The 26,453-nt window shown below is 50.4% G+C and carries 25 protein-coding genes; 13 read left to right on the top strand and 12 right to left on the bottom strand.

The window, feature by feature from the left end; genetic code table 11:
* The first annotated feature begins 179 nt into the window (after positions 1-179).
* The gene (locus AC04MQ_RS08345) at positions 180-983 is read left to right on the top strand and encodes a class I SAM-dependent methyltransferase (protein ID WP_015091859.1); all 804 of its coding nucleotides are present in this window, start codon (positions 180-182) and stop codon (positions 981-983) included.
* A gap of 1 nt (position 984) precedes the next feature.
* Here AC04MQ_RS08345 and AC04MQ_RS08340 read toward each other — a convergent pair whose 3' ends face one another.
* Positions 985-1,887 carry a mechanosensitive ion channel family protein gene (locus AC04MQ_RS08340; protein WP_015091860.1) on the bottom strand — a complete coding sequence of 301 codons (903 nt, stop codon included), beginning with the start codon at positions 1,885-1,887 and terminating at the stop codon, positions 985-987.
* Between the two features lie 145 nt (positions 1,888-2,032).
* On the opposite strand from AC04MQ_RS08340, the gene AC04MQ_RS08335 reads away from it, so the two are divergent.
* Positions 2,033-2,971 (top strand): glycerophosphodiester phosphodiesterase family protein, encoded by a 939-nt coding sequence (locus AC04MQ_RS08335; protein ID WP_475391822.1) that lies wholly within the window; start codon positions 2,033-2,035, stop codon positions 2,969-2,971.
* A gap of 14 nt (positions 2,972-2,985) precedes the next feature.
* Here the strand turns inward: AC04MQ_RS08335 and AC04MQ_RS08330 are convergent, their stop codons facing one another.
* The gene (locus AC04MQ_RS08330; protein WP_235046134.1) at positions 2,986-3,201 is read right to left on the bottom strand and encodes a hypothetical protein; all 216 of its coding nucleotides are present in this window, start codon (positions 3,199-3,201) and stop codon (positions 2,986-2,988) included.
* Positions 3,202-3,287: 86 nt separating this feature from the next.
* The gene (locus AC04MQ_RS08325) at positions 3,288-3,449 is read right to left on the bottom strand and encodes a hypothetical protein (RefSeq protein ID WP_475391821.1); all 162 of its coding nucleotides are present in this window, start codon (positions 3,447-3,449) and stop codon (positions 3,288-3,290) included.
* 88 nt (positions 3,450-3,537) lie between these two features.
* On the opposite strand from AC04MQ_RS08325, the gene AC04MQ_RS08320 reads away from it, so the two are divergent.
* From AC04MQ_RS08320 to AC04MQ_RS08270, 11 genes are all read left to right on the top strand, one after another.
* The gene (locus tag AC04MQ_RS08320) at positions 3,538-4,212 is read left to right on the top strand and encodes a hypothetical protein (protein ID WP_041577881.1); all 675 of its coding nucleotides are present in this window, start codon (positions 3,538-3,540) and stop codon (positions 4,210-4,212) included.
* Positions 4,213-4,290: 78 nt separating this feature from the next.
* Positions 4,291-4,983, top strand: a complete 693-nt coding sequence (locus AC04MQ_RS08315) for an RluA family pseudouridine synthase (protein ID WP_015091866.1) — start codon at positions 4,291-4,293, stop codon at positions 4,981-4,983.
* A 92-nt stretch (positions 4,984-5,075) separates the two neighbouring features.
* Entirely contained in the window at positions 5,076-6,008 is a 933-nt protein-coding gene (locus tag AC04MQ_RS08310) for a PLL family lectin (protein WP_015091867.1), read from the top strand.
* A gap of 122 nt (positions 6,009-6,130) precedes the next feature.
* Positions 6,131-6,898, top strand: coding sequence for a TIGR02147 family protein (locus AC04MQ_RS08305; RefSeq protein ID WP_015091868.1), 768 nt, complete (start codon positions 6,131-6,133; stop codon positions 6,896-6,898).
* A 4-nt stretch (positions 6,899-6,902) separates the two neighbouring features.
* On the top strand, positions 6,903-7,601 hold the full coding sequence (locus AC04MQ_RS08300; RefSeq protein WP_015091869.1) for a hypothetical protein: 699 nt from the start codon (positions 6,903-6,905) through the stop codon (positions 7,599-7,601).
* Positions 7,602-7,711: 110 nt separating this feature from the next.
* Positions 7,712-8,020 carry a hypothetical protein gene (locus tag AC04MQ_RS08295; protein WP_475391820.1) on the top strand — a complete coding sequence of 103 codons (309 nt, stop codon included), beginning with the start codon at positions 7,712-7,714 and terminating at the stop codon, positions 8,018-8,020.
* A gap of 143 nt (positions 8,021-8,163) precedes the next feature.
* Positions 8,164-8,619: a cytochrome c nitrite reductase small subunit gene (nrfH, locus tag AC04MQ_RS08290; protein ID WP_015091871.1), complete on the top strand. Its 456-nt coding sequence runs from the start codon at positions 8,164-8,166 to the stop codon at positions 8,617-8,619.
* A gap of 9 nt (positions 8,620-8,628) precedes the next feature.
* Complete coding sequence (locus AC04MQ_RS08285) at positions 8,629-10,008, top strand: ammonia-forming cytochrome c nitrite reductase subunit c552 (protein WP_041577882.1); 1,380 nt, start codon at positions 8,629-8,631, stop codon at positions 10,006-10,008.
* Between the two features lie 19 nt (positions 10,009-10,027).
* Positions 10,028-11,383, top strand: a complete 1,356-nt coding sequence (locus AC04MQ_RS08280; RefSeq protein WP_475391819.1) for a cytochrome c biogenesis ResB family protein — start codon at positions 10,028-10,030, stop codon at positions 11,381-11,383.
* A gap of 67 nt (positions 11,384-11,450) precedes the next feature.
* Positions 11,451-11,741: a hypothetical protein gene (locus AC04MQ_RS08275; RefSeq protein WP_148278843.1), complete on the top strand. Its 291-nt coding sequence runs from the start codon at positions 11,451-11,453 to the stop codon at positions 11,739-11,741.
* Between the two features lie 145 nt (positions 11,742-11,886).
* Positions 11,887-12,285 carry a hypothetical protein gene (locus tag AC04MQ_RS08270; RefSeq protein WP_015091875.1) on the top strand — a complete coding sequence of 133 codons (399 nt, stop codon included), beginning with the start codon at positions 11,887-11,889 and terminating at the stop codon, positions 12,283-12,285.
* On the opposite strand, the gene AC04MQ_RS08265 is transcribed toward AC04MQ_RS08270, so the two are convergent.
* The 9 genes from AC04MQ_RS08265 to AC04MQ_RS08225 form a co-directional block, all read right to left on the bottom strand.
* The gene (locus AC04MQ_RS08265) at positions 12,286-14,442 is read right to left on the bottom strand and encodes a DUF748 domain-containing protein (RefSeq protein ID WP_041577884.1); all 2,157 of its coding nucleotides are present in this window, start codon (positions 14,440-14,442) and stop codon (positions 12,286-12,288) included.
* A gap of 65 nt (positions 14,443-14,507) precedes the next feature.
* The gene (locus AC04MQ_RS08260; protein WP_041577885.1) at positions 14,508-15,983 is read right to left on the bottom strand and encodes a chemotaxis protein CheW; all 1,476 of its coding nucleotides are present in this window, start codon (positions 15,981-15,983) and stop codon (positions 14,508-14,510) included.
* 9 nt (positions 15,984-15,992) lie between these two features.
* Positions 15,993-16,463, bottom strand: a complete 471-nt coding sequence (locus AC04MQ_RS08255) for a chemotaxis protein CheD (RefSeq protein ID WP_015091878.1) — start codon at positions 16,461-16,463, stop codon at positions 15,993-15,995.
* 1 nt (position 16,464) lies between these two features.
* Positions 16,465-17,289 carry a CheR family methyltransferase gene (locus AC04MQ_RS08250; RefSeq protein ID WP_475391818.1) on the bottom strand — a complete coding sequence of 275 codons (825 nt, stop codon included), beginning with the start codon at positions 17,287-17,289 and terminating at the stop codon, positions 16,465-16,467.
* A 2-nt stretch (positions 17,290-17,291) separates the two neighbouring features.
* A complete protein-coding gene (locus AC04MQ_RS08245) occupies positions 17,292-19,370 on the bottom strand; it encodes a methyl-accepting chemotaxis protein (RefSeq protein WP_015091880.1) in 2,079 nt (692 codons plus the stop codon).
* Positions 19,371-19,661: 291 nt separating this feature from the next.
* Positions 19,662-21,098, bottom strand: a complete 1,437-nt coding sequence (locus AC04MQ_RS08240) for a S8/S53 family peptidase (protein ID WP_475391817.1) — start codon at positions 21,096-21,098, stop codon at positions 19,662-19,664.
* Positions 21,099-22,520 (bottom strand): S8/S53 family peptidase, encoded by a 1,422-nt coding sequence (locus AC04MQ_RS08235; RefSeq protein WP_475391816.1) that lies wholly within the window; start codon positions 22,518-22,520, stop codon positions 21,099-21,101.
* A 125-nt stretch (positions 22,521-22,645) separates the two neighbouring features.
* Positions 22,646-24,448, bottom strand: a complete 1,803-nt coding sequence (locus AC04MQ_RS08230; protein WP_475391815.1) for a sensor histidine kinase — start codon at positions 24,446-24,448, stop codon at positions 22,646-22,648.
* A 167-nt stretch (positions 24,449-24,615) separates the two neighbouring features.
* A complete protein-coding gene (locus tag AC04MQ_RS08225) occupies positions 24,616-26,313 on the bottom strand; it encodes an NAD-dependent malic enzyme (RefSeq protein ID WP_475391814.1) in 1,698 nt (565 codons plus the stop codon).
* Positions 26,314-26,453 lie beyond the last annotated feature (140 nt).

The raw sequence follows: 26,453 nt of genomic DNA, 5'->3' as shown, positions 1-26,453 counted from the left end.
ATTTAGGGGTATAAAGTATCTGGAATCTTCAAGTTATCCCAATCTTCATAATTAACACGCGAAACCAGTGGAATTACCGAACGGATGTTGGGCGATTTGTTTGCTATACTTAGTGAATTTTAGTTTGCCTCATAGCACTTATAAAAATCATGCTAGGTAAAACAAAAAAAGGAGACATCATGAGATCAATTCTATTGCTGCCTTTGCTCTTTACCGCAGCCTGCAGTTCAACCCCGAAAGAAACAAAACCTGCGGCACCAGCACTGCCAACCACGCTTCAGGAAGCACTGAACAGCCCTTATCGCACAGAAAGCAACAAAGCCCGCGATACTTATCGCCACCCGGTTGAGACTTTGGAATTCTTTGGTCTGAAGCCGGAAATGACTGTGGTTGAAATTTCTCCGGGTGCTGGCTGGTATGCTGAAATCCTGGCTCCATATCTTTCTGCCAAGGGCAAGTACGTTGCCGCGGCAGTTCCGGTGTCTGTTTACGGCGGTGGCCAGAAGTTCCTGGATTGGCTGCAAGCCCGTCCTGAAATCGCCGCGAAAGTGACTGTGAACGACTTTGCCCCTCCGGGAAAAATCGCGGAAGACAATTCAGCGGACTTGGTTCTGACCTTCAGAAACGTGCACAACTGGATGACTCATGGATCTGAAAAGGCCGCATTCATGTCATTCTTCAATGCCCTGAAACCAGGCGGCGTATTGGGTGTGGTTGAACACCGTGCCGATGCCCGTAAAAAAGAGGACGGAAAATCCAAAAGCGGTTACGTCAGCGAAAAACAGGTTATCCGCATGGCGGAAGCAGCCGGTTTCAAACTGGCAGCCAAGTCTGAAATCAACGCCAATCCCAAAGACACCAAGAACTATCCAAAAGGTGTCTGGACTTTGCCACCATCCTTTGCCGAAGGTGACAAGGACCGCGCAAAATACGAAGCGATTGGCGAAAGCGATCGCATGACCCTGAAGTTCGTAAAGCCTTAATTTACTGATCCAGATCCCGGCCGCGTTTTTCATTCGGCCGGGTGATTTCCTGATTCACCAGCGACACATCCATTCTTGGATACGGCACCATGATTTTATTTTCGCGAAAGCGGGCATCAATGGTGGTGCGGATATCGCTGGTAATGGTTTCAATTCTCCAGATATTGCGGCACCAAAAGCGCAGATCAAAAATCAAAGCCGATTCACCAAAATCCTTTAGCAACGCATTCGGTTTAGGGTCCTGCACCACTTCCGGGTGCTGCAAAGCCGCTTCAATCAGCACTTGTTTTACCAATGCGACATCAGAACCATAAGCAACGCCCACTTTGACATGCTGGCGGATTTTTCCCGAGGCCAGACTTTCATTGGTGACTTCTTCGGCGATGAACTTGGAATTGGGAACAATGATCGTGACCTCATCCCGGGTCTGGATGATCGAGGAACGAACACGGATATCAATGACCTTGCCCGAGGTTTCCCCCACCTGAATGATATCGCCGACTTTGATCGGACGCTCTATCAGCAATATAATACCGGCAATAAAATTCTGGGTGACGTTTTGCAAACCAAAACCGATCCCCACCATCAGCACCGCACCCACCGCCGCCAAAGAGCTGATCGAAATCCCCATGTTATCCAGGGCAAAAAGAACCCCCATCACAACCAGCGCATAACGCACAAATTTTGCGATCGAATCCCGCACTCCACTATCCACACGTCGGCGCGACAGCTGTTTGACCACAATCTTACTGACCAGCTTCGATCCGTAGATTGCCACAATCAACAGCAGGATAGAGACCAGCACACTGGCAGCGGAAATCTCGGCATCCTTAATGCGAAAGATGGGCTCATTAAGCATTTGCCAGACTTGTTTTAACTGCTGATACAACTCTGTGTCTTCCATGCGGATATTTTATGAAAGATCCCGGGTGTGGGCACCTATCAGGCCTCACGAATCCTTCCAACATGTCACAAATCAGTGTCACAAAATGAGACTTTACAATTTGAAGAGTTAATTCAGGTCCAGTTTCGTCCGATATCTTTATTCTATGAAAAGTATTTTCCTGCCAGGTTGGGCTTTGCTGCTGATCTTGGCATTCAGCCAGCCTTCATTGGCGCAAACACCCGGCCCAGTTCAGCGCCGCCCCTTTAGCGGCGACACTTTGGGTAAAAACGCCGTGATGTGCCTGATTGCCAGAAACATGGAGGTCCACGGCCACCGGGGGATTGATGGTTATCCCAACAACACCATCGCCTCTTTCAAGGCCGCCTATGATGCCGGAGCCGACACGGCAGAACTGGATTTAATGATCACTGGTGATGATCAGATCGTCACCGCCCACGATCCCATTCCGAACATCCAGACCGAACGCTGTGCTTTGCATGGAAAGTCCCTGGAAAAAGCCGCGCTTCGCAGTATGAGCTATGCCGAAGCCGCACAGATTCATTGTGGAGAGCGTCTTTATTCAGAACCACGCACCGAACCGATCCCATTGTTTCGCGATGTCTTTAGTGTCTTTAAAGATTATAAGGTCGCGGGCAAACCCGCCCGCCTGAATATTGAGATCAAATATTTCAAGGATCAGGTGCAATACTTCCCTGCGGAAGATCAGTACCTGGATTTGATTATCAAAGAAATCCGTCAGAGCGGCTGGAACCCTGAGCGCTTCTTTGTGCAGTCCTTCAATCACGAAACATTAAAGAACCTGAAGGCCAAGGCCCCGGATATCGACGTGGTGCCCCTGATCTGGGACGCCCGCGGAGCTCTGGACGCCGCCACCAAACTGGGAAGCCGTCTGGTCACAACGGGCTGGCCACAACTGACTCCGGAAGTGGTCTTTGGCCTGCATCAAAAAGGCATTCGCGTTGTCGCATGGACACCGAATTCGGTGGAAGAATTAAAATGGGTTATTGCCTCTGGCGCCGATGGTGTGATCACCGATCGTGCGGACCTGTTCATGAAGATCCGCGACGAGCTGTGTGAATAAGTGCTGCTGAAAATTCAGTAGTGATTGATCCGATTGCGATGACCTTCACTGTCGATGACTTCGGACTTGTCACCGTCCTTTTTATCCCAGTTCTTTTCCAGATCCTCTTTGCTTTGATGATCTTCGATGTCCCCTTGATTGTACTGAACACCATTCTGAACAGATGGATTGCGTTCTTTGCTAAAGTTGCCAGCGATCGGAGACACTTCAGACGTCTTGCTTGAATCCACAGACACCTCCTGGATGGCTTACATTAAACAATAAAAGCCCTAGCTGCGCTATGAACCTTGGCAACAATCATGATCCGATCACAAATCTAAAACAACCCTAGCCTGAAGCCCGTCCACACAGACCAGTTGTCATCCAGGCGATGCCACGCGGTTTTAAATCCCTTGGGAGCTGTTGGATTCCCGGCAAGCGCCGAAGGGCCGTCACGGACCTCTGCCGGATCTTCGGCAGAGGTTTTCCCAACTGCCATCTGTTGCTTATGACGCCCGCCCAACGCTGGCACCGCCGTTGCTTTTCCAGAGTGGCATCAGATGACTGATAACCAAAAAGGAGAAACCATGAAAGCACTTATCACAACACTCTTAATCGCCCTTTCTGCCACGGCCGCCAACGCTGCTGAACCAAAGCCTTATGGCATCGACATCACCAACAAGGACTCTGTCGGCGCGTCGGTCTGGATCACAGTTTACAACTTCGTCGGGGACATCGGCGACAATGCCTGCCTGCAACCGGGGCAAACCATTTCCTTCCACGACTATATGACCGGTCCGGCTTACACCGTGCGTGCGGAAGTGAAACAAAACCGCGATTGTTCCGGCGCCACTTACAGTGACCTTAGCACCGTGGTTGGCGGCAACGACAAGGTGGAAATGTCCCGAAGCGCAACTGGCACTTTGTGGCTTGAAAACAAGGGCGACGGCACGGACAAGGACGCCAATCCTTTGACGACGGTTTCCATGCGCAACAACGACACCTCCGGTCACTCGGCTTGGGTCACTATTTACAATACCGTGGGGCGTATCGGTGACTCTGGTTGCGTAAGACCGGGGAACAAGAAGATGTGGAAAAACTATGCGCCGCCATTCAAATACAATGTCCGTGTGGAAGTGAAACAAAACGAGGACTGCAGCGGCGGCAACCTTGAAGACACCGACATGTCTGTGCCTTCCCAAAGCGGAGTCGAACTGACGGTCGATGGATCCGGCTACTTCCACTTAAATCAGAAAAAATAATACATTTTTCTGAAATTCCACTAGGCACCTGCTGTCTGGATAGGCTAAAACAGGCCCTCTAACGACAGCAGGTTCCCAATGAAAAAGATCCCTAAAAAGCATCAGCCCCGTGGCTTTGAAATCCTTCACGAAGACCTGGATGTCATCGTCGGCAACAAAGCGGCTGGTGTTCTGACCGTGGCGGCAAAATGGGATCGCGACAATACGGTTCATAATCTGCTGAATCTGTACGTCCGCAAGGGCAATCCCCGTTCCAACAAGTGTGTTTTTGTCGTGCATCGTCTGGATCAGGCCACCACCGGTGTTTTGATCTTTGCAAAAACCGAAGAGGTTATGCACTTTCTGAAAGACGACTGGAAATCCACGATCAAAACATACTACGCGATCGTTCACGGCAAGATGCCGAAGAAAAGCGGCACAATCACCAGTTATCTGGAAGAGGACGAAAACTATGTTGTCCATTCCAGCAAGGATTCCGACAAAGGAAAGCTGGCAATCACTGAATATGAGGTTCTGAAAGAAACTGAGAAATTCAGTCTTTTGAAAATCAACCTGCTGACCGGCAAGAAAAACCAGATCCGTGTGCATCTTGCAGGTGAAGGTCATCCCATCGTCGGCGACCCGAAGTACGGAAAAGCCACCACGAATTTCAAAGAACTGCGCCTGCATTCTGCCAGTCTCGAATTCACGCATCCGCATAATAAAAAGCGCATCACCATCAAGGCTCCTGTCCCGAATTATTTCCGCACGCTCATTGATTACGAATATTAAAAGGCCAGTCTGATCCTGACTGGTTTGGCAGCGCAAATTCCCAGTGATACTTTGAAGCCATCAGCTCCACACATTCGTACAAGGAGGTGGTTATGCGTTTCAAAATAATTTCACTTTTTGCGGCGTTGTTGTTGTCTTCATTCTCGGCCCAGGGGTACGTGCCCAACTCACCCATCACGACAAATGATCCTTCATTCGGCATGACGGGAAAATTCAATCCCGCCGGGTGGTCCGATTGGATCACCCTCGGTGGCATTGGCACTTCCGATCCGGCCAGTTGCTCCATGTCGGGTTTCCGTAACATCGTGTTTGTAAAAGGCACCGACAATGCTCTGTGGTCGCGCTATTGGAATGGTGCCGGATGGTCAGAATGGTTTTCGTTGGGAGGTGTGCTGACATCTGCTCCGGCGGCGGCCTGCCAAGGGGAACAGATCTATGTCTTTGCCCGAGGCACTGACAATGCACTTTGGGCCCGATACTGGTGGGGCACTCAGTGGAGTGAATGGATCAGTATCGGCGGTGTGCTGACTTCCGGTCCCGCAGTGACTTCATGGGAATTTGGCCGAGTGGATGTCTTTGTGCGCGGTACGGACAATGCCCTCTGGCACAAGTGGTTCGCCAGCGGTGCTTGGTCTGAATGGGAATCCCTGGGCGGCGTTCTGACTTCGGATCCAGCGGCAGCCTCGTGTTCTGCAGGCAGAATTGACGTCTTTGTTCGCGGTACTGACAACGCCCTCTGGCACAAGTGGTTTGCGGGCGGCTGGTCCGGCTGGGAATCACTGGGTGGCGTTCTGACTTCAGATCCCGACGTCGCTTCATGGGGCTCAGGCCGATTGGATGTGTTTGTTCGTGGAACTGACAACGCTCTTTGGCACCTGTGGTGGGATGGCAAATGGAGCTCTTGGGAATCTTTGGGAGGCATTTTAACCTCCGGCCCCGGAGCCTCGGCACTGGCACCGGGATATTTGGTCATCTATGTGAAAGGCACTGACCAGGCGATCTGGTTTAAGGTGTTTACACCGTAAGAGCGATAGATTCGAACAGAACCCTGACAAAGAAGTGCTCCAGCAGAACACGCCGGAGCACCTTTCACACCTGCAAGTGTAATTTTGCTGAAAATGCCCGGCAATTATTCTAAGAAATCGTCATGTCTGAAAAATCGGTTTCAAAGCTTCTTCTGCAAATTTTTACCAAAAGACGCAATCAGAATCCGCGTTATTCCCAACGCGCGTTTGCCCGTGATCTGGGACTGTCTTCCGGTCACCTTTCTGAACTGCTTGGAGACAAACGCCTTCCCAACAAAACGACACTGACTCAGTTGATTTCAAAGCTGGGCTTAAGTGAAGAAGACATCACCCGTTTTACCGAGGCCGCCGCCGACACGAAAAAACGCAAAGTCGAAAAAAGAATCCCGGTGGTTCTTGAACCTGATCAGTTCTCAATCGTGGGTGACTGGGAGCACTTTGCTTTGGTGTCTTTGATGAAAACAAAAAACTTTAAAGCCGATGAAAGCTGGATTGCCGAACGCCTGCAAATCCCCCGCACTCGCGTGCAGCAGATTCTTGGGCAACTGGAGCAAGCAGGTCTTATCCGCCGAAATCCAGACAGGATCTCGGCTATTGAGGCCAACATCACCACCACTCAGGATGTGCCGTCAGAAATGATTCGCCGGTCTCACGATCAAAAAATCCAATTGGCGCTAAAAAGTATGAAGCAGGATCCAGTGCATCTGCGCGACATCAGCTCCATCACGATGCCGACAAACCCGGAACTGCTGCCTGAGGCAAAGAAGCTGATTCAGGCCTTCCGTCGCAAACTGGCGCGCCGTCTGGGCCATCAGGGAAAAACATCGGAAGTTTATTCTTTGAATATTCAGCTTTTCCCACTGACGAAAATTAACGAACTGGAAGGATGACATCATGAACTTGAAAGCTTTTGTACTGATGCCGCTTGCAATACTGACGATCTGCGGATCTCAGGCCCTGGCGTTGACCGACTGGCAGGAAGTCGGAAATGGCGGTCAGGTTCTGGTCTGCGAAAACAGCACCATTGCCCCGGAACCAGGCCGCTATGTCACGATGTATGACTATGCCGAAGCAAAGTTCCGCTATCGCCTGACTCCAAAAATGCCGAAGGCGATTCTGACCTTCCCTATGAATCCAAACATTGCACCCGAAAATTTGATCGCCATGGAGATACTGAAACGTCTTCCGCACGAAGGCTATACCTGGTACGGCAAAGCTGTGGGCCTGGTTCAGAATTTTTATGCTGAAGCAAATCTAATTGCGGGCGTGGATCTGGTGATCATCCGAGATACCGGCATGGGCTTTATCCCTCGCGGTTGTAAGCTGGAACAGCTGATTGCGCAAAGCCGCCCCACTGTGCCCGAGGATCGTTATTACAAAATCAACAGTGATTTGTGGGACTGGATGTTCCCGGAACAACGAGCCACCGCGATTTTGCATGAAGTGCTTTACCGCCTGTCCCCGAAAGCCAAATTCATTTTCTCGTCTGAAAAAATCAGATATGTCGTGGGGTTGCTGATCTCTGACACTTTCAGAAGCAAATCCCCGGAGGAACAAAATGCCCTCTTGCTGGAAGCGGGTCTGCTCTACTAACCCGGCCTGGAGCAAAAGGAAATATTTATCAGCACGCAACCCTGACTGGAGCCCCCTTCCGGAGTGTGCTAAACAGCGGCTGTACAAATTAACAACCCAAGGAGTTTTCCATGAAATCTTTGATTCTTGTTCTGACGACCCTAGTTTCCACTTCCGCTATGGCTGCTAAACTTGACAAACTTCCTTGCGCGCAATTTACACAAGGCGCGGCTGAAGCTGATTATCTGCGCGATGCAACCGGCATCCAAGGCCACGAGTTCGAATCTGCCATCACTAGTTACACCAAAATTGACCAGCGTCAGGCGGCTGTGACTGTTGAAATCTCTGGCGCCAACGATGAAGGCGAATCCTGGACAACTCAATACGAAGTTGTTGTTCAGACCCCGACTTGCGCTCTTGTTGAAATCAGCTCGAAGTAAATACCTGCCATCCTATTTTTGTTAAAAATCCGCCGATTCCACCCGTGGGGTCGGCTTTTTTTTGCCTTCAACCCGGGTTGGATTGAAAGGCCAGTGTTGGAATAAACCTACTCAGCCAATGAAAAGTAATTGATAATCCGTTTATGTCCAACTTCAGCAAACTTAATCTGCTTATTTTGGTTCTTTTCGGTGTTGTCATCGGCTTGGGCTGTTATTCGTTCATCTATGCCAAAGGGTATTCGTACATGTCAGACGATCCCAAGGCCTGTGTGAATTGTCACGTCATGCGTGAAAATATGGATTCATGGCAAAAATCCGCCCATCACCACGTCGCCAAATGCAATGACTGCCATCTGCCCCATAACATCGTCGGAAAGTATGCCGTCAAGGCGCTGAATGGCTGGAATCATTCTGTGGCATTCACCCTTCAAAACTTTCACGAGCCCATCCTGATCAAGGAACACAGTCTGAAAGTGGTGAAAAGTTCCTGTCTGACCTGCCATCAGCCGATGGTGCAGGCCATGGATCGCACTGATAAAAATCACAACGAGGAAGCCAATTGTCTGCACTGCCACCGTGGTGTGGGACACGTTCGATAGGAGTCTGGTATGAATAAGAATAAATGGATGTTTCTGGCTGTCGGCGGCGCCGCTATTATCACTGTGCTGGTCACAGCCCTGCTGGTGAATATTTTTGAAAGAAAATCCGAAGAGAAAAACCCATTCTATCGCGTGGTGGAAATCACCGACGACATTGATGATCCGGCGATCTGGGGGAAAAACTTCCCCCACCAGTACGACTCCTATCTGAAAACGGCGGATATGACCCGCACCAAGTACGGTGGATCGGAGGCATTCCCCCACATCCCGACGGACAAAGACCCCCGTGATGTGGTTTCAGCCCAAAAGCTGGATGAAGATCCTCGCCTGAAAATCATGTGGGCCGGCTATGCGTTTTCCAAGGACTTCCGCGAAGAGCGTGGTCACGCTTACATGCTGGTGGATCAGATCTTCACCGAGCGCCAAAATGTAGCGAAACAACCCGGAACCTGCCTGAACTGCCATGCTTCCACTTACCTGCTGTACAAAAAACTGGGGGATGGCGACATCACCAAGGGCTTTGAGGAAATGGGCAAAATCCCCTACAAAGACATCGTGCACTCGGTTCAGCACCCGGTGTCCTGCATTGACTGTCATGACCCGTCCACCATGTCTTTGCGAATCACCCGTCCGGCTTTCATGGAAGGTATTAAGCTGGTCAAAGCCCAGCAGGGTATCAAAGAATATGACGTCAACAAAATGGCTTCCCGCCAGGAAATGCGCAGCTTTGTCTGCGGTCAGTGTCACGTTGAGTACTTCTTTAAGGGTGAAGAAAAACGCCTGACTTATCCCTGGGGCAAAGGTCTGAAGGCTGACCAGATCATGGAATACTATAAAGAAAACGGCTTCAAAGATTGGGTTCATGCTCTGACTGGAGCGGAGGTTCTGAAGGCGCAGCACCCCGAGTTTGAAATGTTCAATCAGGGCACCCACGCCCGCGCCGGTGTTGCCTGCGTGGACTGTCACATGCCTTATCAGCGTGTCGGTGCCATGAAGGTCACCGACCACCAGGTGCGCAGTCCGCTTTTGAATATCAACAAAGCCTGTCAGACCTGCCATAACGTGCCCGAAGCAGAACTGAAAGCCCGTGTGGAAACCATTCAGGATCGTCATACCTCTTTGCGTGATGTGGCCTTTGATGCTTTAGTGGACTACATCAATGACCTGAAAGAGTTCAAAGACGAAAAAAATCCGTCCGAGACCCTGATGAAAGCCCGCGCTCTGCAGAAAGAAGCCCAATTCCTGTTCGACTTTGTTGAAGCTGAAAACTCTTCAGGCTTCCATGCGCCTCAGGAGGCTGCGCGCATTTTGGGTCTTTCCATCGAAAAGGTCCGCGAAGGACAGAAACTGGTGGCAAGTCTTCGCGCCAAAAAAGTAGCCGGAAAGTAGCTTCCGCGTGTTTCGATCGGTGATTCGTTTTTTTGCTTCCTTAAAACTGGCGGTGGTTATCATCGCCGTTTTGGCCGTGCTGATCTCGGTGGGCACCTTCGTTGAAGCCCGCTTTGACGCCTGGACTGCCAAGCAGCTGGTTTACAATTCCGTCTGGATGTACAGCGCTCTGGGTCTATTGGTCACAAGCCTTGTCGCGGTGATCGCAGATCGCTGGCCCTGGAAGCCCCGTCACGCGGCGTTCATCTTTGCCCATGTCGGCATCATTATGATCATCTTTGGCGCGTTGTTAACCCAGCTCTACGGCGTGGATGGCATCATCCGCCTGACCGGCACGGCAGAAGCTGTTAACGAAGTGCAACTGCAGGACACCCAGCTGACCGTCTACCGATCGCGCAGCGGTGATGGCTATGACAAAGTTTATTCCGAAGAAGTGAACTTTCTAAAAAACCCGATTACGGCCAAAGAACCGTTCCTGATTAAGGCCAAGGGGTTGCATTTTGAATTGCTGGAATCCATCCCCTATGGACTGGCCCAAACCCGTGTCGAAGCTTCCCCGACGGCGCAAAGTGGTTCCGCCGTGCGCTTTCAACTGGCCAATGCAAATGTCAGTGAAATCGACTGGCTGATTCAGCGAAACGCCTTTGAACGCGCAGAAAAACAAATCGGCCCGGTTCTGCTGACCATGGGAGGCCTGTGGCAGCGCCGTCCCGAGATCAACGAAATCCGTCTGTATCAGAATGAAAAACAGCAACTGAACTATGCCCTGTACAGCAAAGACAACCAGAATCCCTATAAGAGAGGCACCCTGGCCGAAGGCGACCGCATTCAAACTGCCTGGATGGGGCTTGATCTGCGCACCCTGCAGTTCCTGACAAAAGCTGTGCAGAAATATGAAGTTCGTGCGATGGACCGCCCGACACCCGCCACGCGCGCTTCCCTGAAAGTTCGCTATAACGGACAGGAAAGTTATCTGGTGCTAAATGACTATATCAAAGTCTTCACTGACGAATGGGTTTATCTGGTCGCGTATCATCACAAAAAAATCCCTCTGGGTTTTGATATCTCTTTAAGAAATTTCAAAAAAACAGATTATCCCGGCACCATGCGCGCCATGGCCTATGAAAGTGAAGTGCAGTTCGCCGATCAGCGCGCGACCATTTCAATGAACGAACCGCTGAAGCATCAGGACTATTACATCTATCAAGCCAGCTTCGAGGAATCTCCGAATGGCGGCGTCGCGGCTTCCATCTTGTCAGTGAATCGCGATCCCGGTCGTGTCTGGAAATATCTGGGATCACTTGTTATGTGTGTGGGAATCATTCTGCTGTTTTACTTCCGCTATCGTCCGCATGTTCGTCCACGTTCCACCTAAGAAGTGACCGAATACATATTGCCGCCTTGAGCGTTTCATACACAATAAACAGCTCAAGGAGGATTTCATGAAAAATTTAGTTATGGTTCTATTTATGATTCTGGGGCTTTCATGCTTTGCGCACGCCGAAGATCAGACACTGGTGACTTTGCCTGTAGAGATTGAATCCATGGTCGAGATGTCCACCGCTGATATGCCGACGGACGTGGACCTGCAAGGTGGTGGCGGATCCACATCCCGTTACTGCTGTATGAACCGTGGGAACTATTGCGACATGGGTTACACGGACCGCTTTGGTCAGCCGTGCAAGTGCTACACTGGCAACAACGTCTATCACGGACACGTCTGCCGAAACTAAAAACCGATTCCCCCGGGCAAGTCCGCTGATGGCATCCTTTCCCGTTAGCTGACTTGCCTGGTTCCCAAATGTGAAAGCATCTTAATGTTAGTCCCGTTGACAAAACTTTTCGTTGGACCGAGCTTCAATTTAAAACGAGGACTATATGAAAAAACTGGCATCGGTTCTTTTTATGGTAATTTGCAGCTCTGTGGTGCAGGCTGCGCCACACACTTTGTTTTGTCAGCGCCCCTATCACCATGACATCTTCAATACCAATCTGCGCATCACGGTGACTCAGGAACCGACAATGAAAGTTCTTTGGATCGACACCCACATCCCCTATGGTATTCGGCCGATGCCATACCCCATTCAAACACTTGAATGCCGTGACAATGGTGTCAGTATCGTGGCAGGTGATTCCGATATTAAACGCCACATCGAATTGCATGTCGAAGATGACCGGGGCAAATTGGTTTATCTGGATGGACAAGGCCCGAAGGATCCGGCGATTTCTTACACCTGCTTCCCGGACACCATTCGCACTTTCTGCACGGGCAACTGATTACTTTTCTTTCAACAGCAAAGTCACTTGCGGGGTCTTACCCGCATCCCCGGCAGTTCCTGACAGCAGGTACATACGTTCAGTTGCCACTTGGGCGGCTGCAAGCTCTGTCATCACGGCTTTGCCGCGGGAAAGCGCCAGGTTCTTCAGCTCATCTTCACTGACAGGAAGTGTTTCAGCTGTTTTCTTTTCCCAGGCGGTGGCGCGACCGACAGGGTCTTTGGCGAATTGCTCGTCAATGGCATCAAATTCTTCAGGCTTTAGGTACTCTTTGGCGACGGTCCGCACGGCTTTGCTGCGATCCTTGTTCTTCACAAGAAAAAGTTGCAACTTTTCTTCCAGTGCGTTGATCTGCAGGGCCTGTTTGTCAGCGGCCTGATATTCGCCGCGGATCTCAAGACTCAACTGTGGACGCTCGGCCAGAGCTTGGGCCAGCTTCATCAGCTTTTCTTTTTCTGCGGATTTTAACTCCGCTTCCCCCGGGGCAAAGCGAATGTCCTGCATATCGTCCCCGCCCCCGACCAGACTGGCCAGGAAATCAAAAGGAGCCGCCACGATATTGATGATCATGTTTTTGACCGCCGTCCAAATCAGATTTCCCAATGAAAAGGACGGTGAATTCACATCCCCTTCCACCGGCAACTGAAACTTGATCTGCCCTTTACGGTCCTTCATCAAAGCCAAACCCAGCTTCAACGGCCAAGCTGTTGCATTCTTGCTTTCAACTTTGTTCCCCAATGTGAACTGATCCAGCAAAACCTTGTTCCCACCTTTGATACGGTTGTTCACAAGCTTATAGTTCAAATCCAGAAAAAGCTTACCCTTCTTGATTTCATAACCTGCAAAGTGACCCGAATACGGCGTAAATGTCGTCATTTCAATATTGTGAAAGTTCATTTCCAGATCCAGCGTCGGGCGTTTGACCCCGGGAATAATGAAGCCTTTGCCTTTGAACTTTCCGTAAGCCTCTACCTGCCCGGCCAGGGCAATTTGAATCTTTTCGTCCACCTTCGGCGAAATCGGTCCGACAGAACCTTCAAGATTCTGCACCAGAGCTTTAAAGTTAGGACGAATCTGAAGATCAGCATAGCTGACCAGCCCCTCCGTCAGACTGAGTTTGCCCACATGATAGTTAACCGGTGCGGATGTTTTAGGCGCCGTTTTTGAATTCTTTAAGAATGATCGGAAATTCAGCGTCCCGTCTTTTCTTAATTCCACTTCTGTCTTAAGACCTTTAAGTCCCAGTTCGGCCACTTTCAAATCCAGAGGATTGGTGCTGATATCGATCCCTTGCAGATCCAGCTGATTCCATTCCAGCACGGGCTTTTCCTGATTTTCAGGCACCAATGCCAGATTATGAATCTGGGCTTCACCTGTGACGGACACTCGGCCGTTTTTATACTGAATGCGGGACATCGTATCGGCCTGACCTTTTTGCAGCGTCAAGTGCGTGTGGTCTGACAGGTAAGCCGTCAAAAAATCCAAAGGAATCTGACGGGCTTTCACCGCCACATTGACCGTCACTGGTTTTAACTGCATGTCGCCACTAAGACTTATTGTGCCTTGTTCTCCGACAGAAACATTTAATGACTTTAGCGACGTGGTCGATCCCAAAGAGGTGCTGATATTGGCCGCCGTCAGATTCATGGGCCCCAATGGAAGCTCCAGCGCCAACGCATGAGTGAAATCAAAAAAGTCCAAACCGCTTTCGCGGATCTGAATTTGCTCAAGTGTCAGAACCCAATCAGAATCCTGGGATGTGTCTTTTTCAGGTTCGCCCGTCGGAGTCAGATCCCAGTTGGTGGCCCCGTTTTTAAAGACCACAAAACGCGCCGAAGCCTTGTCCAAAGTGACACTTTTTAAAAGGATCTCTTGGTTCACCAGTGCATACAGCGTCAAATTCAACGCAAAATGATTGAAAGCCAAACGCGGCTTTTCCTGATCTTTGGAAGGAAGGACGAACTTTTCAATCACCAGCTCAAACGTGAACGGATTGAAAGATACGGAGCCCACTTGCGGAGTGGTTTGCAGTCGAAGTTCAGCCTGTTTGGTGATTTGGGATTTGATAATCCAGGGAACCACAAGAAAACCCGCAAGGCTGTAGAGGCCAAGCAATAAGATGCAAATTTGCAGGATTCTTTTTGCCGTCGTAGTCATACAAAGTTCCCTTTGCATGACTAATCCAGTACTTGTGCTGGTACGTCAAGTAATCAATTTGTTATTTATGCCGCGCGGACATCCAGACGATTCATAAGCTCTGGCACATCCAGAATCATAAACGTCTTTTTCACCCCAGCAAGATCGGTGACTTCCACAATTTCTTTCATATCCCCTTGCAAAGTTTTCGAGGCGTCGGGTGCCAGAACCGTGGGAATACGTGTCTTGTTGGCTTCGTCCACTGTGTCAATCGACTCTACGGAATCCACCAGCAGGCCGAATTTGTTTTGCTGACCTTTGACGATCAGAACCCGTGAATTGGCAATATCTGTGGACGCCTTCATCCCATAGAAGGTGCGCAAATCTACGATTGTCACCACTTCTCCGCGCATCTTCATCATGCCCACGACATATTCCGGATATCCCGGTGGCCGCATCAGCTCCCCTTCGACTTTGGCAATTTCGTCAATAGAACTTAAACGCGTCGACAGAAGGAAATCCAGACGGAATGAAATATATGGTTTTCTTTCCGTTTTCGCCTTGGCGGCTTCAGCCTCTTTTTCGCGGTTGCCGTAAAGCGAGTCATGACCGCGGGTGATTGCCATAATCTCCTGATCGGACAAAATCTTGCTTTCATTCAAAAGCACAACGTTGGTTTTGTTTTCCTGCGCCAGCAGACCGCGCATCATTTCCACTTTTTCCTGGGCAAACATCGGAATCGGCAGCACTTCCTCTTCAAAGAAAGTCACGATGCTGTCGACACTGTCGACCATGAAACCGACCTGAATATTCTGCAGTTTCAAAATCACAATACGACGGGACTCAAGGTCCCTGGATTCCTCACCTTCAATCTTAAGGAACATGCGGAAATCCAGAATAGGAATGATCGTGCCCCGCAGATTCACCATGCCGATGCAGTAATCCACTGCCAAGACACTGCGTTTGATCTCAGGAACTCGAATGATCTCGCGAATACCCGAAATGCTCAGGCCGAATTCCAAATCCCCGGAACGCACCGTAATGCACTGGTCGCGTTTTGATGACTTGCGGGTCATCTCTGTGACCGTGTTACGACTTTGCTCCAGAATCTGCGGGATGTTTTCTATCTTAACCAGGGCTTCAGGATCCAGCACCTCTACGATACGATCCCCGCCATTCAACTTCAGCACACTGCTAATGACCGATTTGCGTCCCTCTAATGGGTTGTCAAATCGTGCAATATCCGCGGGCTGCACATTCAAAATTTCTGACGTCGAGTCAAAAAGCAGACCAATGCGCACGTTATTCACCTGCACAATCGCCACTTTCTTGACGCTGTTGTTGCCGGAAGTTTCCATATCCAGCAAACGGCCCATATCCACAATCGGAGTGACGGTGCCACGCAGATTGAAAAGTCCGGTCAGATAATTCGGCGCCAGCGGCACCAGTGTGATTTTTTCGGGATAGTTCACCACTTCCTGCAACGAGGAAATTGACAGGGCCAGTTCAGCCGGACCCAGGCGGAAAGAAGCAAACATCTTTGTATGAGAAGAATTTTTCATAGTTCCTTCCTAGGCCGTCTTGGGAAGCTTTTCGATGGCATAATCACCGTCCCCGGCGATACGCATCTTGGTTCCCTGTTCTCCGCCGGGTTCAAACGCCACGATACGGATACGATGCTTTTCTAAAACTGCTTTTGCCGCCTTGAGATTTTCATCCCCGACGACAAACTTGGTATAACTTTTATCCCCGTCCATCATGCGGCCGCCTCCGGCCACGATGGCTTCCAGTTCGGAAACGTCAGCCATGGTTGCGCCCATTCTTTCCAGCATGCGGGGAATAGTCTGACTGACATAGCGGGCGTCTTTGTCCTCTTTGAAGGTTTCCGGGTACGGCAGCAGGCAGTGAGCTAAAGCCCACTTGTTTTGGCGTCTCCACACCAAAGCTATACCCACACACGAACCCAGCACAGTCTTTAGCACCTCGCCGTTTTCAGCGATCAGGATCTGACCAATTCTGACGTGGTGTTCGACCGGCAACATATCAGCCCTTCATATAGATCAGAGGTTTTTTAAAAGTGAACTGAGTCTTGTGGCGCGCCAAAGACTCGGACTCACCCAGAATCAACATGCCTTCAGGCTTCAAAGCCCGGTGCACATTTGAAAGTACAAGCTCCTGATCCTGATCATTAAAGTAAATCAGAACATTGCGCAAAAAGACGATATCAAACATCAGACCCTTCGGTGGCACCTTGTGCAGATTGTGCTGGAAAAACTCCAGATTGGCGCTGATCACCGGGCTGATGCGGAAACTGCCATCAGCCTGTTCGCGGAAGTATTTTTCCATCAAAACAGGATGACGGTTCTTAAGTTCATCCAAAGTCCGGTCTTTAAAGACACCCGTGCGAGCCTTCGCCAGAACATTGGTGTCAATATCCGAACCCATGATTTTGTATTTGAAAGAAGGATGCTTGAAGCGGAATTCTTCGCAAGCCATTCCCAGGGAGTGAGCTTCTTCACCCGTGGAAGAGGCGGCTGACCAGATTCTTAGAATCGTGTCCGGATTCTTTTTATGCCACTCTGGCAGGTATTCGTTCTGGAAGTAATCCCACGCGGTCTGCGTGCGGAAGAAATGAGTTTCGTTTGTTGTAACCAGGTTGACGAAATCCTGGATCTCGACCTTCCCCTGTTCCAGGTGGTCAATATAGTCTTCCAGGGATTCAAGCCCCAGAAGACGCAGACGCGGTTTGATGCGCGCCGTGAGCATATCACGCTTACGCTCTTCCATTGTGATTCCGGTATGTGTCTTCACCAAAGAAAGCAGCCTTGTCAGGGCTGCTCCTTCGAGTTTTTTAGCTGCTTCTGCCACGTCTACACCACAAATCTGGACACTGTTCTGTTCAACTCATCAGCTTCCTTCACCAGTATTCCGGTGTTGTTCGCGATGGTTTCGGATGACTGCGCTGATTTTTCGGATTCTGCAGCAATGTGCTGGATCGAAGCGCTGACACCTTTGGCGGCTTCCGACTGCTCTTCCGCTGCCAGAGTGACTTCAGAAATGGACTGGGTGGTCTTTTCGATACCCGCCACGATTTTACTGAAGGCTTCACCCGCTTGTTTTGAAATCGAACTGCCCTGTTCCACACGTTTGGTGGATTCGTTGATCAGCTTGGAGATTTCTTTCGTCGCCTGGGAGGATCTTTCCGCCAGCTTACGAACCTCGTCCGCAACAACCGAGAAGCCCAGACCGTGTTCACCGGCACGAGCCGCTTCGATCGCCGCATTGAAGGCCAAAAGATTTGTCTGACTTGCGATTTCGCTGATCACTTTGATGATCTCGCTGATGTCTTCAGACGACTTGTTGATCAATTCCATGGCCTCAATGGATTTGGAAATGGCCTGGCTGCCCTGTTCTGCTTCCTTCTGAGTGACTTTCGCCAGTTCATTGGCCTGTTTCGTATTATCAGCAATAGATGCGATGGAAGCTGTGAACTCTTCGATGGATGCGTTCATTTCCTCGACGGTCGCACCCAAACTTTGCGCTCCCGCAGCCACAGAAGTGGACTGTTCGGCGATGGACTTCGAGGAGGTTCCAAAGCTATTCGCAGAAGACACAACGATGGAGATCACTCCACGCAGGTCCACCATCATTTTCTGAATACCATCCGCCAGCTGGCCAATGGCATCTGCACCTGAAACCGTGATCGGTGAAGTCAGATCGCCGGCCGCTGCCTTATTTACAGTCAGCAACAGGGAATCCACTTTCATCTGATCTTCTTCGGCTTTTCTTTTCACTTCCTGTTCAAGCTCTACCTGTTTGGTGATATCGCTGGCGAATTTCACAACCTTATAAGGTTTGCCATTCATATCCATGATCGGATTGTAGGTCGCCTGGATCCAAATCGACTTGCCACCAGCACCCACGCGCTGATAGCGACCGGAATCAAATTCACCACGGTTCAATTTGGCCCAGAAATTCGTATAATCAGCACTTGCCGTATATTCGCTGCCGCAGAACATACGATGGTGCTTGCCCTGGATTTCAGTCAGACCATAGCCCACTGTCGCCAGGAAGTTTTCATTGGCACTGATAATTGTGCCATCCATATTGAATTCAATCACCGCCTGAGCTTTGCTGATGGCGGAGATTTTTCCGGCGTCTTCTGCAGCTCTCATTTTTGCGGCAGTGATGTCTGTGGCAAACTTCACCACTTTGAATGGTTTGCCATCGGCATTGAAGATCGGGTTATAAGAAGCATTGATCCATACTTCGCGCCCGCCCTTGGCAAAGCGTTTGAATTCGCCCGCCTCAAATTCGCCACGCGCCAGCTTTTCCCAGAACATCTTGTATTCAGGGGAAGCAGCAAAAGCCGGATCACAGAACATGCGGTGATGATGGCCCTGGATATCACCCAGGCCATACCCAACAGTTGCCAGGAAGTTTTCATTGGCATTCAGGATCGTACCATCCAGATTAAACTCGATCACGGCCTGAGCCCGGCTGATCGCCATGACTTTGCCTTCATATTCAGAGGTTTTAGTTTTAGCCGCCGTGATGTCGGTGGCAAACTTCACCACTTTGCACGGATTGCCTTCGTTATCAAAGATGGGATTATAAGAAGCATTGATCCAGATCTCTTTACCAGCTTTGGTGATGCGCTTGAATTCACCAGCAACAAATTCACCTTTACCCAGAGTCTGCCAGAATTTTTTGTATTCGGGACTCATACCATACTGGGGATCACAGAACATGGAATGGTGGTGATTTTGAATTTCATCCAGGGAGTAACCCAATGCGCCCAGGAAGTTTTCATTGGCTGTGATAATGGTGCCATCAAGGTTGAACTCAATGACTGCCTGCACCCGGTGCAAAGCCTTGATTTCTTCACGGAGGCTGGTCAGTTCATCAAGCTGGGGACTTTGATCTACTAGTTTACGTGCAGTGCTCATCGAAGGTCTCTCCTTACAAATATTCGACCTACAACTGTTCGGTAAGAATATTTCGCAGGACGAGAGCAAGTTTTTGTTTTGTCTAAATCTTAATCTTTACGCTAAAAGGCGAGAAAATTAGGAATCAGTAATCAAGTAAACTAATGGACATTTTATGGGGTTTGAGTTCCTAGCAAGTTCGGAACCGGTGACTTGTCTTGCGGGGCTGTAATAAATAACCTGCAACCCGAGTATAAGCTCATACCAATGGGTGATTTTTTTTCGCTCCCATTTTTCTTGTTTACAGATCTTTTACCGCTCTTTTTTGAGATTATGGAGCGATTCCGTAATGATAACTCGACCTGTTTCATCATACTTTTGCAGGAATTCTTGCGCTCGACTGGGATAAAGAGCATTGCCGTTTTTAATCGCAAGCACCAATGCTGCCCGGAATGAATCATCGAGTATCTGCACGTCGCGCAGGGCCCCGCTGTTAACATAGTTTTTCTGCACAGCCGTGACCGCCTGCCTTCTGACTTTGGCTTGCATGGCTCGGGGATTTGTTTGAATCAAAACCATCGAATCATAGTTATCCGCATTCACGCTATAACCTTCATTGCGATAAGCACAGGACAACAGTTGCGCATACCGGGCGTGCTGCGGGTTCAGAAAGTACTGACGGCGCAGTTCATTCATGTGCTGCTGGGACAAAACATCCCTGCCCTGACACAGATTCTCGGTCACCGCTGAGAGCGCCGACCTGGCAAAACGATAATGAACTGAATTACGGATTTCAGTCTGCAGGCACTGGTGATTATCTTTGCACACCGCCTTCAGATTCTGGGCCACGCGCCATGCTTTGTAGGCATTCAACAAGCCGGTTTTATTTTCGGGCAGATATAAACTGTGGAAAGAGCGAAGAGCCGTTTTCTTCAGCAAGAACTCCACATCCGAGCGATTCAATGACGGCAGCAAGGACTTTACGTTCGCAATCGTCGCTGAAACCAAAGGTGTCGCGCCGCTGGTGGCTCCAAACAGGGCCCTGGCCCCCATCCCGTCAATGGCCGCTTGATAGTCATCACCCGGGGCAAGAATGTCCAGTTGATCGGATTCCTGCGAATACATGGTCTGCAGACCCCGCGGCGAATAAGATCCCACACTGATCACCGGCGCCAGACGCTCGTGATCTTCAATCTTCAGCGGATGCGAGTTGCCTGATGCCATCACCCAGATGATTCCCATCTGGTCGGCTTGCTGGGCATAGCGTGTGACTTCAGATGTTTCCCAACCCATGGAATTGGAAATGATCCACGGACGGACCGGCATTGATTTTATTTCCTGCAGGGCGGAGTAATAGAAAATATCCGGACTGACCCGACGAAGCTGCACGAAGTCCACAACCTCGGAAGCCGACACCATCCCCGGCCAGTTCAGAAGACTGGCAACACTGGTCCCGTGGCCACCATACCCGATTTCGCCCATCCCACCGGAAGCGGTGTCCACTTCGATGTCCCGGGTCAGCTTTATATGGTCTTTTTCAAATCCACTGTCATAAACAGAAACCGGCACCTTCACCAGGCCCGGTGTCTGCCGCATTTCCTGTTTCACCAGATCCGCACCGATGTATTCCTGCGCCCAGTACGGGGTCAGCTTTTCGCCTTCCACATCCAGGGGTTTGCGGTCTTCCAGCTCTACAAAAGCCAGAACCCGGCAGGAAATCATCAATGACAACAAAAACAGAAACTTCATTTAGGGAATCTCCACTTTCGTGGTGTTGTCATATGCTTTCAACAGCTCCCCGGCCCGATAGTCGGTCATCTCGGCTTCGCCTGCCTGAGCCTTAAGCAGGGCTTCGCGGAAGGAGTCATTCAGAATCTGCAGGTCACGCAAAGCCGCACTGGCATTGTAACCATGCAAAACCGCCTGCACGGCCTGGGTCTGAATCTTGTTCTGCAAAGCCTTCGGGTTTTCATGAATCAGGGCGACATTTTCATAATAGTCAGCATTGATGCTGTAGCCTTCGTTACGATAAGCACAAGACAGCAGACGCGCATACGCCGTCTGTTCCGCATTCAGCAGATACTGCGCGCGCAGGGAATTTATTTCAGCCTTCGCCAGGGCGTGTTTGGATTGACAGACAGATTGGATGCGCGGACTTAGGGACTTACCTTCAAACAAATAGTTCTGGCGATTGTCCATCTGAACCTGAACACAAGATGCATTGAAGCCGCACACCGCATGCAGGCGCTGCACGACTTTAAAGAAACGATAGGCATTAAAAAGTCCTGCTTTGTTTTTTTCAGAATACAGACTGTGGAAAGAACGAATCGCCGTTCTTTTAATCAGAGCTTCAACTTGCGCACGGGACAAAGACGGAATCAAAGCCCTGGCATTGGCGATAGAGCCGGAAATCAACGGCGTGGCCCCGCTGGTTTCACCAAACAGAATTTCCTGGCCGTTGCCATCAATCGCCGCCTGGTATTCATCAGCCGGTGCCAGAATATCCAGCTGGTCCGATTCCTGGGAAGACAGTGTTTGCAGACCCCGCGGAGAATAAGAACCCACGCTGATCACCGGAGCCACTCGTTCGTGCTCAACGATTTCACTGGGATGATCATTACCCGCCGCCATCACCCAGATAATACCCATCTGATCGACTTCGGTGGCAAGCTCCAGCACAGACTCGGACGTCCAGCCCATGGAATTGGAAATCACCTGCGGCTTTACCGGAAGTTCTTTAAGCTCTCGAACAGCCCCAAAGTAAAATACGGCCGGGGACACTTTTTTAAGCTGTACATAGTTCACAGATTCAGAGACTGAAACCATCCCCTTACCATTGATCAACGCAGCCACGCTGGTGCCGTGATGCCCTTTGATCGGACGATTCCCGTTCATGGCGCGATCCACCGGGATATCGAAGGCCAGATTGATATGCTCTTTTTCAAAACCAACATCGTACACGGCCATCGGAACACGCGGCAGATTCGGCATCTGGCGCATTTCTTCTTTCACCAGATCAGCACCGATGTATTCCTGTGCCCAGTAAGGCGTCAAACGCCCGTCTTCGACGAGCAGAGGCTGGCGTTTTTCAAGCTCCACGAATGCCCCGGCCTGGATGGTATTGAAAAGCACCATAACACAAGCAAGAATGTGGATTTTTTGATTTTTCATAGCAAGCCCCCTGTGGGACTTAACAATGCACTCGGCATGCCTGCCCAGAGTCACCAGAGGCTGATCCAGACACCGATGCTGTCTAGGCCCTTGAAACCCGGCAGGATTTGTCACTGGGAAATGTCTCAAGTCGAGACAGAAGGAAATACCAACTTCACTGTCGTACCCGAGGCCTGGCTGACTGAATGATGAACCGAAGACACTTCCACCTGACCGCCGAACAGCTGCATGTATTCAGCAATCAGTGAGGTGCCAAAGCCGGTGCCTTCTTCGTTGCCGGTGCCCTTATGGGAAAACAGTTTATTTCGATTGAACAACAGGTGCACTTCATTGGGATGAATGCCCATTCCCTGATCCCGGATTTCAAGCACCACGAAATCCGCCTTCCGCTGAGCCACCAGGCGGATTTCCCGACCCGGCTCGCAGAACTTGATGCTGTTGGAAAGAACATTGGAAAGAACCTGATTGACCAGCGCAGAACGATCCGCCCGCACGCAAAGATCATTTTCGATTTCCACTTCGATCAGCAGCTCTTTTTCCTCAATCTGCCACGAATAATGATTCACAGCCTCCCAGCACGCCGAAGCCAGTTCCACCAGCTGCATTTCGGCATTCTGCTTGAACACGTGGTAAACTTCTTCCTGACGAACAGATTTCAGAATCTGATTTAATTTGTTAGTAGACTTGTTGATGCGATCCAGGTGCGCATCTGCGGCCTTGGCATTGACATGATCTTTCAGCATTTCTGAATGATACAAAAGGCCCGAAACCGTGTTGGCCACATCATGAGAAAGCACACGCACCAGACGGTGATAGCGTTCCTTGTCCACGGCCGCCTGCTGGGCCAGACGCTTTTCTTCATCCAGCACGCGGATTTTATAAGCCAGTCCCAACGACAGCACGATCATTTCACCCAAATTCGCCAACAGCAGTGAATACTGGGTGTAGATGTTGCCCGTGATAAAACCATGGATGGAGGCAAACCAGATAAAGGTTCCGATCAACACCACCAGCCAGCTCATCAGGAAATAAGACGCCAGTCTGTGGCCATAGCGAATCAACGAATAGAAACCGCAGAAGATAAAAAACAGGATCGCCGAGCCGATCGAAATATCGATCAGGTACCCCAGAAAGAACAAACCCCGGTACGTCGGCGCAAACAAGCTTCCCACCATTGTCACCAGCGATAAGGCAGCAAACAGGCGAAGTCCCCAATACCCGACCGAGAATTCTTTTTTAATGCTTAAGAAGCGTTCAACGAACAAGCTGGCTGAAAAAAGACTGACAGACGAAAAGAACATCAGATAGTTCGAAAAAACAAACCTGCTGTTCGGAAGCAGATAGCTGTCAAAAACCCCGTGCAACACCAGCGCCGTCACTCCGAAGCTTGCCGCAAACAGTGAATAGCTTAAGTGGTCCTTCTGCGTGGTGAACAGGCCCAGCAGAAAATTGTACACGACCAGCGAAAAGATCCCGCCCAGATAGAAATAGAAAATTGTGCGCGACAGATCGTCCTGATGCTCAAGCTCCGCGGCGTCCGCCAAAAAGACACGCGTATTTAAAGCGTGATGTGAATCCCGTTTGATAAAATAAGTGGCGGATTCACCGGGTGCAAGCTCAATGGGAAATGCCCCAAAGCGGCTTTGAAATGCCCGCTCAGCCATTGGCAGCCCGGGCCCGGAAGCCCATTGCGAGGTCTCGCCCTGCTTCTGCAAATACAGGCGCCCCATCAGCGGAGCATCGAAGTAAAGCACTTTTGATTGAACAGCGCTCTGCTCGTTGTGCAAAGAAATCTTAAACCACTGATCCTGTTCGGTGTAACCCCGGGACAGTTCTTTGGCTCCCGGGGGGTGAAACTCCACGGCTGCGGGACTGTTGACGCTGGCAGCGGCTTCGCCCATTTGCACCTGGCTGGTGATATCAGTCACCGCCGCCTGGGCCTGGAACGCAAATAAAATAAGGAACGTACAGATGGAACGAATGGGTGGCTCCGAAACATGTCAATTGACGCTAGTTTAGTTGCTTTGACGAAATAGCAGCCAAGGATTGCAAGTTCAAGCTAAGCCTCGGTCAAGACTATTACAATCCCGCCACACTAAGAAGATGCGTGCTTATAACTGCGATACTTCGGATACCAATAGTTCTTATCGATCAACACCAAAAGCTCTTCATCAGAAACTTTCATCGCCACATCGTCGGCCTGCGCCGCTTTCGCCACAGCGAAGGCGATCGTGCGCGAAACCTTTTCGATCTGCGAAAGTTCCGGCAACAATGCCCCTTTGCCATTCTGGGCCAGCGGCGAGCAATCCGCCAAGGCACTGCTGGCAGCCATCAGCATCGAGTCCGTCACACGACGAGCACCGCACGCCAATACGCCCAGACCGATTCCCGGGAAGATGTAAGAATTATTACACTGAGCAATTGGGTAAATCTGATCATTCATATGCACCGGCATAAACGGACTTCCCGTCGCCACCAGAGCTTTGCCATCCGTCCAGCGCAGAATATCCGCCGGAGTGGCTTCCACCCGAGAGGTTGGATTCGACAACGGCATCACAATTGGATGTTCGCAGTGGCTTTGCATGGTGCGGATGACTTCTTCGGTGAACAGACCCGGTTGCGCAGAAACACCAATCAGAATTGTCGGCTTCGCATTGCGAACCGTATCCAGCAACGAGATCTCTTCGTTGGTGATATCCCACACGGACAAGGTTTCCGTTTTTTGCACCAGTGGACTTTGGAACTCAAGCAAGTTAGGCATCTTGTCCGTCAACAGACCGAAGCGATCCACCATGAACACCTGCTTGCGGGCTTGTTCGTCACTGAGCCCTTCGTGTTTCATTTCCGCGATGATCTGTTCGGCGATACCACACCCTGCAGAACCCGCCCCTAGGAAAGCCACACGCTGATCACGCAGGCGTCCGCCATTGGCGCGGCTGGCAGCAATCAGGCAGCCCACGGTCACCGCGGCCGTGCCTTGAATATCATCATTGAAACTGCAGATCTCATCGCGATAGCGCTTCAGGATCGGCGAAGCATTTTTCTGAGCGAAGTCTTCAAACTGCAACAGCACATCCGGCCAGCGGCGTTTCACCGCCTGCACGAAGGCATCGACAAAGTCTTCATACTCCTGACCTGTCACACGCGGCTGGCGCCAGCCCATATACAACGGATCATTGATCAAAGCCTGATTGTTCGTGCCCACATCCAGCACCACCGGCAAAGTGTACGCCGGACTGACACCACCGCACGCGGTGTACAGGGAAAGTTTGCCGATCGGAATGCCCATGCCACCGATGCCCTGATCCCCCAGGCCCAGGATGCGCTCGCCATCGGTCACGACGATGACTTTGACTTTTTGTTTGGTCACGTTGCGAAGCATTTCGTCGATACGGTCTTTGTTCGGATAGGAAATAAACAGACCGCGCGAAGCACGATAGGTTTCAGAGAAATGTTCGCAGGCTTCACCCACCACCGGCGTGTAAATGATTGGCATCATTTCGGTCAGATGATTCACCACCAGGTGATAGAACAGTGTTTCGTTGGTGTCCTGCAGATTGCGCAGATAGACGTGTTTGTCGATATCGGCTTTCAGCAGACGATACTGGGAATACACACGCTCGGCTTGTTCTTCGATGGTTTCGATGGTCTGAGGCACCAGGCCGTGCAGATTTAAATGCGTGCGCTCTTCTTCGGAAAAGGCACTGCCTTTGTTCAGCAAAGACATCTCAAGCAGGACAGTTCCAGAGTACGGAATATAAACAGGGCGCGCGTATTTATTGTCGGTTTCCACGAATAATCCTCAAGTAAAGGAAGGGTCGTTATGAGCATGAACCTACTCCTTGCCCGCCCTATAGGCAAGCAATGGCCCTTGCATAATTTACCCAGTGAAATTCGTAAAAACCCGCCCCCTGCCCTTGCCAAACTGCAGCC

This window comes from Bdellovibrio sp. MYbb2, from assembly GCF_056175685.1.
The sequence above is the reverse complement of the archived record's forward strand: the minus strand, read 5'-3'. Positions and strand labels throughout refer to the sequence as shown.